Source organism: Prevotella sp. 20925_1_30 (assembly GCF_041433025.1).
GTDB classification, from domain to species: Bacteria; Bacteroidota; Bacteroidia; order Bacteroidales; family Bacteroidaceae; genus Prevotella; species Prevotella vespertina.
This window is the reverse complement of sequence record NZ_JAPWAR010000004.1, coordinates 113,366-127,884: the sequence shown is the minus strand read 5'-3', so window position 1 is coordinate 127,884 and position 14,519 is coordinate 113,366. Positions and strand designations below refer to the sequence as shown.

Below are 14,519 nucleotides of genomic sequence, written 5' to 3'. Positions count from 1 at the left end.
GAGGGGCGTGAAAACTACTAGTAGGATGGGAGAGGATAGTTAGCGGGAATAGAGGTAATTATATTTTAGATTTAAAGAAACGCCCTTCTCCAAGCGAGAAGGGCGTTTCCTTATGTCGAAAAGAGCCTCTCCTTGCATCAAAGAAACGCCCCCTTTATTTGCAAACAGTAGTATTCACGCCCCTCTCCATTCGGAGAGGGGACGGGGGAGAGGCTTCTCTTTTACCTTTTCTAAGCATTAAATTTGCAGGAGTAAAATATTAAGTCTAACTTTGCAGGCGATATATTAATACTTATGGACTGGTTAATAAATTTATTCCAAACACAAGACTCGGTAGCACACATCGTGTTACTGTATTCTATTGTCATTGCTCTTGGTGTCTACTTAGGTAAGATTAAGATTGGAGGAATATCCCTCGGCGTCACCTTCGTACTCTTTGTTGGCATCCTCGCAGGGCACATTAACTTCACAGGGCCACGCCCAGTATTGAACTTTCTACAAGACTTTGGACTAATACTCTTCGTCTTTATGATTGGTCTACAGGTTGGTCCAGGTTTCTTTGAGAGCTTCGGTAAAGGCGGATTGAAGCTCAATATCCTCTCTTCAGTAGCCATTCTGCTGAACATCTTGATGATGTTTGCATGCTACTACATCTTCTTTGACACCTCAAACAGCAGTAACCTGCCTATGATGGTAGGTACACTTTATGGTGCAGTAACCAACACTCCGGGTCTTGGTGCAGCCACTGAAGCCTTGCATAGTGTGTTCAAAGACAACATGAACTTCGATATTGCCAATGGTTACGCATGCGCTTATCCATTGGGAGTAGTGGGTATCATCGGTGCAACTATCGCTGTTCGCTACATCTGCAAGGTCAATCTTCAAGAGGAGAACGACAAGTTGATGGAGGAAGAAGGTGAGAATCCGAATGCCAAACCACACATTATGTCACTCAAGGTAGCCAACGCTTACATTGCAGGACGTACACTACAAGAGATCTCAGGGTTCCTCAATCGTGACATTGTTTGTACACGTATTAATAAGAAGGGAGACATATCTGTACCTAATAGAGATACCATTCTCGAGTCGGGCGATGAGGTGATTATCGTTTCAGCAGAGGGCGATGCAAAGGCTATCCAGGCTTTCATTGGTCCAGAGATCGAGGTTGATTGGCACGAAGAAGACCAACCCAAGAAGATGGTCAGCAAGCGTATTATCGTCACCAACAGTGCTATGAATGGTAAAACATTGGCTAAGATGCACTTCAGTTCGGTGTATGGTGTGAACGTAACGCGCATTAGTCGTCAGGGAATGGACCTCTTCGCAAGTCGTAATCACCACTTTAATGTGGGCGACCGCATTATGGTTGTGGGTCCAGAAGAGAATGTTAATCGTGTTGCCGAACTAATGGGTAACTCTGAAAAACGTCTAAATACTCCTAACATCGCAACCATCTTCATCGGCATTATCGTGGGCATCCTCTTTGGTAGCTTACCATTGACTATACCACACATGCCCGTTCCTTTGAAGCTCGGTTTGGCTGGTGGTCCATTGATCATAGCCATCCTCATTGGTCGATTTGGCTATCGTATGCACCTCGTAACATATACTACAACCTCCGCAAACATGATGTTACGCGAGTTCGGACTAGCCTTGTTCCTTGCCTCAGTAGGCATTAAGGCGGGTGCAGGTTTCTGGGATACTGTGGTGCAGGGAGACGGTTTGAAGTATGTATATACGGGTTTCCTCATCACGATTGTTCCTATTCTCATCGTTGGAACTATCGCTCGCATGAAGTATAAATTCAACTATTTTACTATCATGGGAATGCTTGCTGGAACCTATACCGACCCACCAGCACTGGCTTACGCTAACTCTATTTGTAATGGTGAAGCCCCTGCCATTGGTTACTCAACGGTATATCCTTTAAGTATGTTCTTGCGTATCTTCACCGCACAAATCATCGTCCTGTTCTTCTGCGGGATGTAGTAAAAGCCTCCCCCAACCCTATTCGTAGGGAAAGAAGAAGCCTCACCCCCGTCCCCTCTCCATTCGGAGAGGGGACGGGGGTGAGGCTGTAGATGGGATGTTGGTGAGGCTGGTTGTTGTTGTGATTGAGGCTTCTTCTTTTCCCTTGGGAGGGGTTGGGGGAGGCTTATGTCCTACTCTTATACCTGATAATCTTTCGCTAATCCACCCTCACTCGTCTCTTTGTACAATGACGGAATATCATGTCCTGTCTGCTTCATCACCTCTACAACCCTGTCAAAGGATACACGGTGACTACCATCACTAAACGATGCGTAGAGTTGAGCATCTAGTGCTCTACAAGCTGCAAAGGCGTTACGCTCAATGCAAGGAATCTGTACTAAACCACAAACTGGGTCGCAGGTCATTCCGAGATGGTGCTCAAGTCCCATCTCCGCAGCATATTCTATCTGTGACGGACTACCACCAAACAACTGGCAAGAGGCGGCTGATGCCATTGCACAAGCAACCCCCACCTCACCTTGACAACCTACTTCCGCACCTGATATAGACGCATTGTACTTCACAATGTTACCAAAGAGTCCTGCCGTTGCAAGGGCATGTAAGATCTTAGTCTCTGTAAAGTCATGACCCTTGGAGAGGTGATAAAGCACCGCAGGAACTACTCCACAAGCGCCACAAGTAGGGGCTGTTACGATCGTACCATTCGATGCGTTCTCTTCACTTACCGCTAGAGCGTAGGCATAAACCATACCTCTACTCTGCAAAGATGGCTTATAACCGCGTGCTTTGATATAGTAAGTTGGAGCCTTACGAGCCAAATTCAGTGGACCAGGTAATGCCCCCTCACTATCTAAACCACGCTCAACAGCCCCCTGCATAGTATGCCAAACCTCACGCAGATAGTCCCAGAAATCATCATCCTCACACTGCTTTACATATTCCCAGTAGCCCCTTCCGTGATGTTCGCACCATCCTTGAATATCCTTCAAAGTATGCAAATCATACACTTCCTGATGTTTGAAGTAATCGCCCGTAGCCTTTCCTTCCGATAGCGCACCCCCTCCGACACTATAAACAATCCATTCCTCAAGTTGCTCACCAGCCTCGTTATAAGCTCGAAACTCCATTCCGTTAGGGTGATAAGGTAAGAAGATGCTAGGTTGCCAGATGATATCAACAGGTGCAATAGGCTTTAATACGTCGATAATAGCCTTATCCGTCATGTGTCCCTTGCCTGTTGCTGCCAAGCTACCATACAATGTTACCTCGAAACGTGACGCCTCCGAGTGACGCTCTGCAAAGATGATTGCAGCTCGTTGAGGGCCCATGGTATGACTACTAGAAGGCCCTTTTCCTATTCTAAAGATTTCTTTGAGTGACTCCATTAACTATTATCCTCAATCTTCCAAACTATGTTTTTAAAGCTACAAAGATACGAAAAAAAAGACAATGAGGTATCTCCTTGACTCCAAAAATATGATTACTTCGAGTCAACTCGTTTACTCGTCAACTTGAAGTAATCGCAACTTTGAATTACAAATTGTGCTTTTTGAAAGCAAAAATGTGTATCTTTGCATTTAATGAAATACGCAATCATCGCCGCTGGAGACGGCTCCCGACTGGCACAAGAAGGTGTTACTGATTCCAAGCCATTGGTTAAGGTAAATGGAGAACGGCTTATTGACCGCTTGATAAGAGTGTTTGTTGCGAATGATGCAACCGATATTCTTGTTATCTGCAATGAGCACATGACGGATGTTGCAAGGCACCTTGTTGAGGTGGAGGAACAGGGATTGAATGGGCATCATGTCCCTCTGCAGTTCCTGATTAAGTCAACTCCTAGTTCCATGCACAGCCTTTATGAGCTGCGAAAATACCTGCTTGACGAACCCTTCATACTGACAACTGTTGATACAATCTTCGATGAGCAAGCGTTCAGTTTGTATGTCTCTACTTTCCGAGAAAGGCTGCATCAGGGGGTGGATGCACTGATGGGTGTAACCGATTATATCGATGATGAGAAACCGCTCTACGTGTCAACTGATCCGCAACTACACGTTACGGGCTATTATGATAATGCACAATCTGATACGCAATACGTATCTGCGGGCATTTATGGACTAGCCCCTTCAACGCTCTCCATATTGGATGATTGCATTGCAAAAGGGCAACATCGAATGCGTAACTTTCAGCGTGCTTTGGTGGCAGGAGGGCTTCGTGTTGAGGCTTATCCATTGTCGAAAGTCTTTGACATAGACCATGCTTCTGATATAAAAAAGGCTGAAGAATATCTGAATAAAAGGCTCTAACCATGTTACTCATACAACGGGCAAAGCGTTATTCGCCCCATTCTGAAGAGAAAGATTGGGCTATCTTGACAGAAGTCGGTAGACTATTGGGTGCGGAAGAGATGGTGAGTGAAGATTCGTTTGATACTTCCCTACATTCAATCCAATTACTGAATACGAGTCTATCAAAGGGTAATCTTTCAACTGATAAACTCCTCGTTCTCTCCATGGGGCGTGCTCCGCAGACCTTAGATTCTCTATCCACATTGGAGGAAAAAGGCGTTTGTGTGCTCAATCCCACAGCTGGTGTGCGAGCCTGCCAACGTCGTAATATAGAACGAGTAATGTGTGAGAATCATCTTCCATTGCCACCATCAGAAGGCGAAAAAGGCTATTGGTTGAAGCGTGGCGACCAAAGTGCAGAGACCCAAGAGGACGTTTGCTATTGTGCACATCGAATTGAATTGGAACTTGCCAAAGAGCGTTTTCAGCGGCGAGGAATCGTCGATTTCATTGTACAAGCGCATGTGGAAGGCGATTTAATCAAGTTTTATGGTGTTGAAGGAACGAATTTCTTTCGTTGTTTCTATCCTTGTGACGATGGCGAAACGAAGTTTGGTGCAGAGCAGCGGAATGGTATTTCTCATCATTTCAACTACTCCAAAGGGCAGTTGCAACACGATGCAGAACAGTTGTCGAGGCTTTTGCAAACCCCCATCTATGGTGGCGATGCTATCATTCGAGCCGATGGAACTTATGTCATCATCGACTTCAATGATTGGCCGAGTTACTCCCGTTGTCGTCAAGAGGCAGCTCAAGCAATTGTTGAAAGAGTGCGTCAGTTGTGAAAGTCATCCCCTTTTGACTATTAACAAACGATAATGAAAGTCTTGAAAGATACATGATAATAAGAGAGAAAATAGATAAATTCCGCACATTACTACGTGCTTCTATGAAGTCGGAAGATACCGAAGAGTGGCTAGATGTGCATTTCACACGTCCCATCGGACTTGCTTTTGCCTTGCTCTGGCACCGCTTTGGCGTCACTCCTAACAGCATTACAATCCTCTCCATATTCCTTGGTGTGGCGGCAGGAATGATGTTCTCTTTCACAGACACATTATATAATGTAGTGGGCGTAGTGCTCTTGATGCTTGCAAACTTTTGTGATTCCACCGACGGACAACTAGCTCGTCTCACCAACCAGCGGTCGATGAAGGGGCGTTGTTTGGATGGTTTTGCTGGTGATACATGGTTTTTTACAATCTATCTAGCCCTTGTCTTGCGCCTTTGGAACGAGCCTATACCCCTTACAACAGTGCCTTGGGGCATTGGAGGGTTGGCTTTGGCAGCCGTTGCAGGTCTATTGTCTCACTCGCCACAAAGCTCCTTGAGCGACTATTACCGTCAGATACATCTTTACTTCCTGATGGGTAAGAAAGGATCAGAACTAGACTCTTATGCACAGGAACAAGCGATAGTTGAATCGCTGAAAGGCAAACCGAATGTCTTTTGGGAGCGTGCTTTCCACTCCAATTATCAGCATTATTGCAAAAGTCAGGAGCGTCGCACACCTGCTTTCCAGCGTTTCCACAAAGCGTTGATGGCGCAGTATGGCAGTATAGAGCAGGTTCCGCAAGAACTGAAAGAGCGTTTTTTGAAAGGGAGCCGACCGCTCATGCCCTTCACAAACCTACTTACTTTTAACAGTAGAGCTATCCTCCTTTACATCACCTGCTTACTGAATTGCCCTTGGATCTACCTCCTTTTTGAAGTCACGATATACAACCTCATGTACATATATATGCACAAGAAACACGAGAAATTATGTGCGTCTTTGATGCAGGGTATCGGTGAGGAGAGACAGATAAAGCCGTTGGTTATCCTCTTCGACTTCGGTGGAACGCTCGATACACAGGGCTGTCACTGGAGTAAAATGCTTTGGCATGGATATGAAACGATGGGTGTTTCTGTGACAGAAGAGCAGTTTCGGGAAGCCTACGTATATGCTGAACGAAAGTTAGGGAGCGAACCTTTGATTCATGCCAACGACTCTTTCCGCAGGATGTTATCGGTGAAACTCGGCTTAGAGTTCGATTACCTCTTAGAGAAAGGATGGTTGACTGTTGATGAGCAAAGTGCGAAGAAGATGCAAGCAGAGCTTGAAAACCATATATATAATAAGGTGGAAACGACAATCGGAAGCAGTAAGAACGTTCTTGAACAGCTTCGGAAGCGATACAGATTGGGCTTAGTAACCAACTTCTATGGCAATATGTCCGTTGTACTCAATGAGTTCCATTTGTCTAATCTCTTTGAGACTGTGACCGAGAGTGCCGTTGTAGGCGTTCGTAAACCATCTCCAGAGATATTCAGAAAAGCCGTTGCCGCTATGCAGGTAGAGCCTCGCAAGGTGTTAGTAGTGGGTGATAGCTATACGAAGGACATCCTGCCTGCCCATGAGATAGGCTGTCGAACCTGTTGGCTCAAGGGTGAGGGATGGGACAAACAAGAGCCAGAAGCACCTGTTGCCGACCTTATCATTCATGAATTAAAGTCGCTTTTAGTGTACACATGAGTGCAATTAAGTGCGTAAACAAGCTGAATAAGAGAGAGAAAAAAGCAATAAAAATAAAATAAGAACGTTTAGTTTATAATATATAAAACGTATGAAACAAATGGATGTAAAGCCTGCAGAAGGTAGACTCGGAGTGTTGGTCGTTGGATGTGGAGCTGTTGCAACAACATTCATGACGGGTGTGTTGATGGCACGTAAGGGACTAGCAAAGCCCATTGGGTCGATGACACAATATGACAAGATACGTGTTGGGCATGGAGCTGATAAGCAGTATCTACACTATAAGGACATCATTCCGATGGCAGACTTGCGTGATATAGTCTTCGGAACATGGGATGTCTATCCTCAAAACGCATATCAAGCTGCAGTCTATGCAGAGGTCTTGAAGGCGAAAGACATTGAGCCTGTTCGGGACGAACTAATGGCTATTAAGCCAATGAAAGCAGCCTTTGACAAGAATTACGCCAAGCGTCTTGATGGCGATAATGTTAAGGATTGCAAGACGAGATGGGACATGGTTGAGTCGTTAAGAGCTGATATCCGCGACTTTAAAGAGCGTGAGCAATGCGATAGAGTAGTGGTTATTTGGGCTGCATCTACTGAGATATATGTACCTTACGATGCGGCTTATCATAAGACACTCGACCAACTGCAAGCTGCGATGAAGGCTGACGACAGAGAGCACATAGCCCCTTCCATGTGTTATGCTTACGCTGCTTTGGATGAGAGATGCCCGTTTATCATGGGTGCTCCTAACACTACTGTGGACATTCCTGCGATGTGGGAATTAGCAGAGAAGACGCACATGCCGATTGCAGGAAAGGACTTCAAAACAGGGCAAACACTGGTTAAATCAGGCTTTGCACCTATCATTAAGACACGCAATTTAGGCTTGGCAGGATGGTTCTCAACCAATATCCTTGGTAACAGAGATGGGCTTGTTCTGGACGAGCCTGCCAACTTTCACACTAAAGAAGTTAGTAAGCTGTCCACCTTGGAAACCATTTGTAAGCCAGACGAGCAGCCCGATTTATATGGAAAAATCTATCACAAGGTGCGTATCAACTACTATCCTCCACGCAACGATGACAAAGAAGGATGGGATAACATTGATATCTTTGGATGGATGGGATACCCAATGCAGATCAAGATAAACTTCCTTTGCCGTGATTCCATCCTTGCTGCGCCCTTGTTACTAGACCTTGTTTTATTGTCAGATGTGGCTGCTAGGGCTGGAAGATATGGTATTCAACGCTTCTTGAGCTTCTTCTTAAAGAGCCCAATGCACGACTTTACGCAAGGTGAAGAGCCTGTCAATAACCTCTTCGAACAATACACAATACTCAAGAATGCTATTCGTGAGATGGGTGGATACGCTGCCGACGAAGAAATCGACTAGTGTTTCTGTATCCGATATAGTCGTTCGGAAGGGCTTAAAAGTGATTTAAAAAGATGGTATTAGATAGAGTAAGAAAACATCAAAAGTCAGTGTTCTCCATGCTTCGAGACCGACTGAATATAATGCTGTTGATGTGCCTTTTCATTGTAGTGGGCACGTCAATAGCTCATGCGCAACAACCTCTTCCTTCAGTCTTAAAGGTAGACTCCCTACCAGTTAAGGCTGATTCATTGTTATTAGGCACTGATTCTATGGCACTTGCTACCGACTCGCTTATTCAGATGATGGACTCTCTTGCAAAGGAGGTAAGCAAGCCTGCCCCTATAGTCAATAGTACTTTGCTGCAATGTTATGTGGTTGACTCACAGACAGGAGACAGTATTCCTTATGCCAATGCCATCTATCGAACACTCAAGGTAGGGGCTTCGAGTGATGCAGACGGGCATTTCACCATAGAGAAGAAAGCTGGTGAACAACTCACCGTGACGGCAGTTGGCTATAAACCTCGTCGAATCAAAGTGACGGATGACACGCCTAATACGTTACATATAACGCTTATTGCCGATTCAAAGCAACTGCAAGGTGTGGTGGTAAAAGCCAAACGCAGGCATCGTTACTCACGCAAGGATAACCCTGCAGTAGAGCTTATGAAACGAGTAATAGCAGCCAAGAAGGAGTCGTTACTATCGAACCACAGCTACTATCAATATGATAAGTATCAGAAGGTAACGATGGCTATTAACAACCTAACTCCCGATGACATCGAGGGCAAGATGTTCAAGAAAGCACCTTGGTTACTCGATCAGGTGGAGGTGTGCCCATATAACAACAAGCTCATACTTCCTATCTCCGTCGATGAGACACTCACGCAACACATCTATCGTAAAGACCCTCGAGACGAGAAGGATATAGTGTTAGGTCAGACGACAAAGGGCATCTCTAAACTCATTCAAACAGGTGAGGCGTTGAACACAATAGTAAAGGATCTCTTCAAAGACATCAACCTCTATGATGATCAAATCGACCTTCTGCAAAAGAGATTCCCCTCTCCAATAGGCTCAACTGCCATCTCCTTCTATCATTTCTATATAGATGATACGGTCTATGTGAACCAAGATCAATGTATCAGACTGCAGTTTATGCCAGCTAACCAACAGGACTTTGGCTTCCGTGGGGAGCTTTATGTGCTGAACGATAGTACGTTGCATGTGAAGAAATGTGATATGCAGTTGCCTGCAAACACAGGTGTTAACTTTGTCGATGCGATGAAGTTTGAACAGGAGTTCACCAAGTTGAATAATGGCGAATGGGCGTTGACAACGGATAACATGGTGGCTGAGTTGAAACTGACTGACCTTCTTCAGCGTGCCATTGTGATACGAACAACGGGCATGAATAACTATGCTTTCACTCCTATTGACGACAAACTCTTCAAGGGGAAGGCAAAGGTTACGTATGATGCAAACGCTAAAATGCGTGATAATGACTTCTGGGCAGCACATAGAACGACCCAACTAACCAAGAGCGAAGCCAGTATGGACTCGTTCGTGAAGCGCATGTCTAAGACCAAGCACTTCAAGTGGCTGCTGTTTACAACGAAGGCTCTTGTGGAGAACTTCATCGAAACTGGCAATGAAGATAAGCCTAGTAAGGTTGATCTCGGACCGGTTAACACCTTCATTTCAAAGAACTTTGTCGATGGTATTCGATTGCGTGCTTCAGCTCGAACAACGGCTAAGTTTAATCCTCATTGGTTCTTCGAAGGCTATTACGCATATGGTACGAAGTCGCATCAAAACTACTATGATGCGAAGGTGACATACTCTTTCAACAAGCCAGAATATCAACCAATAGAGTTCCCGATACGCACCATCTCCATCGAATCAAATAGAGATGTTGAATCGCCATCAGATAAGTATTTGAAGCATAACAAGGATAACATCTTCATGACCTTCCGCCCTGTAAAGGTGGAGAAACTCTATTTCTACAATCGTCAGAGGATAAAGTTTGAGTGGGAAACAAACTATGGTTTGGCAACAAGCATTGGTCTTAGCACAGAGAGTAATCGCCCAACTGGTAAGTTGATATACGAGAAGATGGATGGCTCGTTGGTTGATCGTATTCGTTTGACAGAGCTTTCTTTGAGTCTAGACTATCGTCCTGGGCAGAGTTATGTGAACTCAAAACAGAGGAGAATGGAGGTGAATCTCGATGCTCCAGAGTTCAAGTTGAAGCACACAATGGGCTTAAAAAACTTCTTAGGAGGTCACTTTAATACGAATCTCACCGAACTCGCAATCTATAAACGATTCTGGTTAGGGAGCTGGGGACACGTTGATACACGTGTAGAAGGAGGTGCACAATGGAATAAAGTGCCATTCCCCTTCCTCATCACACCACCTGTCAACACCTCATACTTCGAGCACCTTGGTACGTTCAACCTCATGCAACCACTTGAGTTCCTTAATGATAGGTATGCTAAATTCAACCTTGCTTGGGACTTGGAAGGCAAAGTTTTCAATCGAGTTCCATTGTTGAAGAAGTTGAAATGGCGTGAGTATGTAGCCTTCAAGGGCATGTGGGGACACCTAACAGATAAGAACAATCCCTTCTTACCACAGAACTCTAACGACCCAGACTTATATAAGTTTCCTGATGGAACAGGCGTTATGACGAATGATCCTTATCTAGAGTTTGTGGTCGGAGTACACAATATCTTCAAGTGTCTGGAGGTCGATTATGTGCGCAGACTGACCTATACTCATGCGCCAGGAATCTCTAAGAATGGTATAAGATTTGGTTTTAATCTTGTGTTTTAGAGCCTCCCCAAGCCCCTCCGAAGGAGGGGATGTGCTTTAGGGGGGTGTTAGGATGTGAGTAGGAAACGCCTTCTTCATATTAAAGGAGGCGTTTCTTCATAACGAAGGGACGCCCTCTTTGTATGAACGGAAGCGTCTCTTAACTAACTTCCGTTAGGCTCTTCTCCCTTTGGGGGAGGTTGAGTGGGGTTTTACTTATGGTTTTAGTGATTAGATATAAGTATCGATTATGTGGAAAGATATTATTTTAGTAGGTATTGGAAGTTTCGTTGGTGGTAGTCTTCGAATGGTTATCTCGAAGTATGTTCAGCTTGCTATCGCCGGTTCCTTCCCATTAGGAACACTCGTCGTGAACGTTTTGGGTTGTTTTCTAATTGGTATATTCTCTTCATTACCAGGTGAGAATGGAGGTATTAGTACGTCCACTCGCCTCCTACTAACTACTGGTTTCTGTGGTGGATTCACGACTTTCTCCACCTTTATGAATGAGAATGTCGGTTTGATGAAAGGCGATGATGGATTCGTCGTATCCGTTCTTTACATCCTAGCCTCCCTCGCTTTGGGCCTTATAGCAGTATTGGCAGGTAGGGTAGTGGTGGTGCATTAAGGAGTACCAAAGGCTCTTCTTCAAGACAAGAGACGCCCTTTTGCATTGCAAAAGGGCGTCTCTTTGTACCTTACTAAGGCTCTTCTTCAATCGAACTTGTATCTACTTGATAATCAGAAGGGCTACAAGATGAATTTAAAAGTAGGTCGGAAGAGCCATAAAGCGCCTCTTCCTTTGGGTTAACCTTCGCGTCTCATCTGTTCGATAAGCTCCTTTTGATGATCCGTTAGATGGTCAGGAAGTTTCACGTTATAGGTGATGATGAGGTCACCAAAGGTGCCATCCCCCCTGTCGTAACCCTTTCCACGCAGACGAACCTTCGTTCCGCCTTGTGTTAAAGGCTTTACTTTCAGTTTTACCTTGTTGCCTCCAGAGAGTTGGATAACCACTTCGCCACCCAATAGGGCAGTGTAGAGATCAATGCCAACAGTGGCTTCCATCTGTCCAGGATTAGGCTGTCCGTAAGCTCTTCCAGTACTTCCTGCCGATGAGCGACGCCTTCCTGCACCTCCAAATAGGTCTTGGAAGAAGCTGCTGAAGCCGCCTCCGCCATTGCCAAAGCTGCTGAAATCGAAGCCTCCAAACGAGTTTGCATCCCCTTGACTACCATTAAAACCACCGAAGCCACCCGCTTGCTCGTAGGCATCAGCATTCCTCCATTGCTCGCCATACTTGTCATATTTAGCGCGTTTATCAGGGTCTCCAATGACTTCAAACGCCTCGCTCAAAGCTTGGAACTTAGCTTTTGCCTTCGGATCGTTAGGATGTAAGTCTGGATGAAACTGCTTTGCACGTTTCCTATAGGCTGCCCGCACATCCTTCTGAGGGATGTTTCGATCCACACCTAGAATCTTATAATAATCTATAAATGCCATATCTTTGCCTCCTTATAATAGTTTATTTCATACTTAAAGATAGTAGCAAAGAGCGTGCCATCAGTCCATTCGATCCCGATAATCTTCATAGGTAAACTCTCGCAAGACCTCTAGTTCGTTGTCAGGATGGAGTAGGGCGATAGCCGGATGACTGATTCCATTGAACATATTAGTCTTCACTGTCGTGTAATGAAGCATATCTTCAAAGATGATATTCTCGCCTATCTGCAACGGATGGTCAAACCTCCATGAGCCCATCCAGTCGCCACTTAAACAGCTGTTAGCACCCAGTCGGTACGTATTCTCACCCTCTGCAGAACCGTCCTCATCAACTAATTCCGCATTGCGAACGGCTGGGTGGTAAGGCATCTCTAGGCAGTCAGGCATGTGACAGGTGAAACTTACGTTCAAGATAGCCGTTTTTATGGCATGATCCTCCACCACATCGAGCACTTGAGCGACTAGTGGTCCCGTTTGCCAAGCGAAGGCACTACCAGGTTCGAGTATCACCTTCAACCAAGGATAGCGTTTCTTAAACTCTTTCAAGGCGTGAATAAGACGTGAAACATCGTAGTCTTTGCGTGTCATTAGGTGTCCGCCGCCGAAGTTAATCCACTTTAGTTGAGGAAACCAGTTGGCGAACTTCGCCTCAATATGCTCCAATGTGCGTTCGAAAACATCGCTGCCACTCTCGCAATGGCAATGAATATGGAAGCCATCAACGCCCTCTGGTAGTGTAGCAGGGAGTTTTGAAGATGCGATACCGAACCTAGTTCCAGGCGCGCAAGGGTTATATATGAGTGTTTCTACCTCTGAATACTCTGGATTCACACGTAGTCCGCAACTCAAGCGAGCGTTTGCTAGCTTTGCCCTAACGTGGTATCGCTCAAATTGAGACAATGAGTTGAACACGAGATGAGACGAGCATCGTGCAATATCATCAATCTCATAATCCGTATAACCAGGTGAGAACGTGTGCGTGGGAGCACCAAATTCCTCAAAGCCTAGGCGTGCCTCATACAAAGAGGACGCTGTTGTGGCATGGATATACTCACGGAAAATGGGGAAGGTACGCCATAAAGCGTATGCTTTAAAGGCTAGAATAATCTCAACATCAGCCTCCTTAGCAACACTAGCGATCAATTGGAGGTTCTTTCGTAAACGCTCTTCTTCCAATATGTACATCGGTCGGGAGAGTTCGTTGTAAGTCTTTGGATTTACTTTCATGGTGCAAATATAAGGAAAAATTTGCGGTTTTCAGAAATAATATCTACCTTTGCAATACAAATAAAGTATGAGCATGAAGCTGGTTATTATGACTAAGTCCACCTTCTTTGTAGAGGAGGATAAGATAATAAGTATGCTCTTCGAGGAAGGACTTGACTGCCTACACATCTCGAAGGTTGACCCGTCTCCACTTTATTTAGAGCGCCTTTTGGCTCTTATCCCATCTCATTATCATAGCAAAATAGTTGTACATCAGCACTTTCAGATGAAGAGTGAGTATGGTCTAGGTGGTATCCACTTGGATAACCCCAGCCTTGCTACACCTCACGGATATAGAGGGCACATCAGTCGGAGCTGTGACGATGTGATGAAACTAAAGGCAATTAAGAAACAATCAGACTATGTCTTTCTGAAAAACATCCATCAGCCTCGTGAGAATACGGCTGCTACTGAACATATCTTGTCGGATATTGAATTGGAAGAAGCATGTAAACAAGGGCTCTTAGGAAAGCATGTTTATGCAATGGGAGGCATTACGATAGATGATTTCCCACGTTTGCACGACCTCGACTTTGGTGGAGTTGTGGTTCGAAACGACCTTTGGGATCAGTTTTGTATCCATAGTGAGCAGAACTTCAACCCTATTATTAAATACTTCCGTAAGCTTCGCACGATTTGTTAGGAGCTTTCGGTAGATAACAGTTGATTTATACCTTATAAATATAAACAATATA

The 14,519-nt window shown here is 45.0% G+C and carries 11 protein-coding genes; 8 read left to right on the top strand and 3 right to left on the bottom strand.

What is annotated here, in order from left to right:
- The first annotated feature begins 294 nt into the window (after nt 1-294).
- Nucleotides 295-1,989 (top strand): putative transporter, encoded by a 1,695-nt coding sequence (locus O3603_RS03200; RefSeq protein ID WP_009435878.1) that lies wholly within the window; start codon nt 295-297, stop codon nt 1,987-1,989.
- A gap of 179 nt (nt 1,990-2,168) precedes the next feature.
- Here O3603_RS03200 and O3603_RS03195 read toward each other — a convergent pair whose 3' ends face one another.
- Entirely contained in the window at nt 2,169-3,377 is a 1,209-nt protein-coding gene (locus tag O3603_RS03195) for an L-serine ammonia-lyase (protein WP_371520496.1), read from the bottom strand.
- A 195-nt stretch (nt 3,378-3,572) separates the two neighbouring features.
- On the opposite strand from O3603_RS03195, the gene O3603_RS03190 reads away from it, so the two are divergent.
- The 6 genes from O3603_RS03190 to crcB all read left to right on the top strand — a co-directional run bounded on the left by O3603_RS03190 (nt 3,573) and on the right by crcB (nt 11,683).
- Entirely contained in the window at nt 3,573-4,301 is a 729-nt protein-coding gene (locus O3603_RS03190; protein WP_371520493.1) for a sugar phosphate nucleotidyltransferase, read from the top strand.
- Between the two features lie 2 nt (nt 4,302-4,303).
- A complete protein-coding gene (locus O3603_RS03185; protein WP_371520491.1) occupies nt 4,304-5,128 on the top strand; it encodes a hypothetical protein in 825 nt (274 codons plus the stop codon).
- Between the two features lie 53 nt (nt 5,129-5,181).
- Nucleotides 5,182-6,858: an HAD-IA family hydrolase gene (locus O3603_RS03180; RefSeq protein WP_371520488.1), complete on the top strand. Its 1,677-nt coding sequence runs from the start codon at nt 5,182-5,184 to the stop codon at nt 6,856-6,858.
- A gap of 91 nt (nt 6,859-6,949) precedes the next feature.
- Nucleotides 6,950-8,257 carry an inositol-3-phosphate synthase gene (locus tag O3603_RS03175; protein WP_371520485.1) on the top strand — a complete coding sequence of 436 codons (1,308 nt, stop codon included), beginning with the start codon at nt 6,950-6,952 and terminating at the stop codon, nt 8,255-8,257.
- Nucleotides 8,258-8,379: 122 nt separating this feature from the next.
- Nucleotides 8,380-11,076 (top strand): DUF5686 family protein, encoded by a 2,697-nt coding sequence (locus O3603_RS03170; RefSeq protein WP_371520532.1) that lies wholly within the window; start codon nt 8,380-8,382, stop codon nt 11,074-11,076.
- A 229-nt stretch (nt 11,077-11,305) separates the two neighbouring features.
- Nucleotides 11,306-11,683, top strand: a complete 378-nt coding sequence (gene crcB, locus O3603_RS03165) for a fluoride efflux transporter CrcB (RefSeq protein WP_371520482.1) — start codon at nt 11,306-11,308, stop codon at nt 11,681-11,683.
- 179 nt (nt 11,684-11,862) lie between these two features.
- On the opposite strand, the gene O3603_RS03160 is transcribed toward crcB, so the two are convergent.
- Nucleotides 11,863-12,558 (bottom strand): DnaJ domain-containing protein, encoded by a 696-nt coding sequence (locus tag O3603_RS03160; RefSeq protein WP_155715744.1) that lies wholly within the window; start codon nt 12,556-12,558, stop codon nt 11,863-11,865.
- A 60-nt stretch (nt 12,559-12,618) separates the two neighbouring features.
- Nucleotides 12,619-13,785 carry a carboxynorspermidine decarboxylase gene (nspC, locus tag O3603_RS03155; RefSeq protein ID WP_371520480.1) on the bottom strand — a complete coding sequence of 389 codons (1,167 nt, stop codon included), beginning with the start codon at nt 13,783-13,785 and terminating at the stop codon, nt 12,619-12,621.
- Nucleotides 13,786-13,858: 73 nt separating this feature from the next.
- On the opposite strand from nspC, the gene O3603_RS03150 reads away from it, so the two are divergent.
- The gene (locus O3603_RS03150; RefSeq protein ID WP_371520529.1) at nt 13,859-14,467 is read left to right on the top strand and encodes a thiamine phosphate synthase; all 609 of its coding nucleotides are present in this window, start codon (nt 13,859-13,861) and stop codon (nt 14,465-14,467) included.
- Nucleotides 14,468-14,519 lie beyond the last annotated feature (52 nt).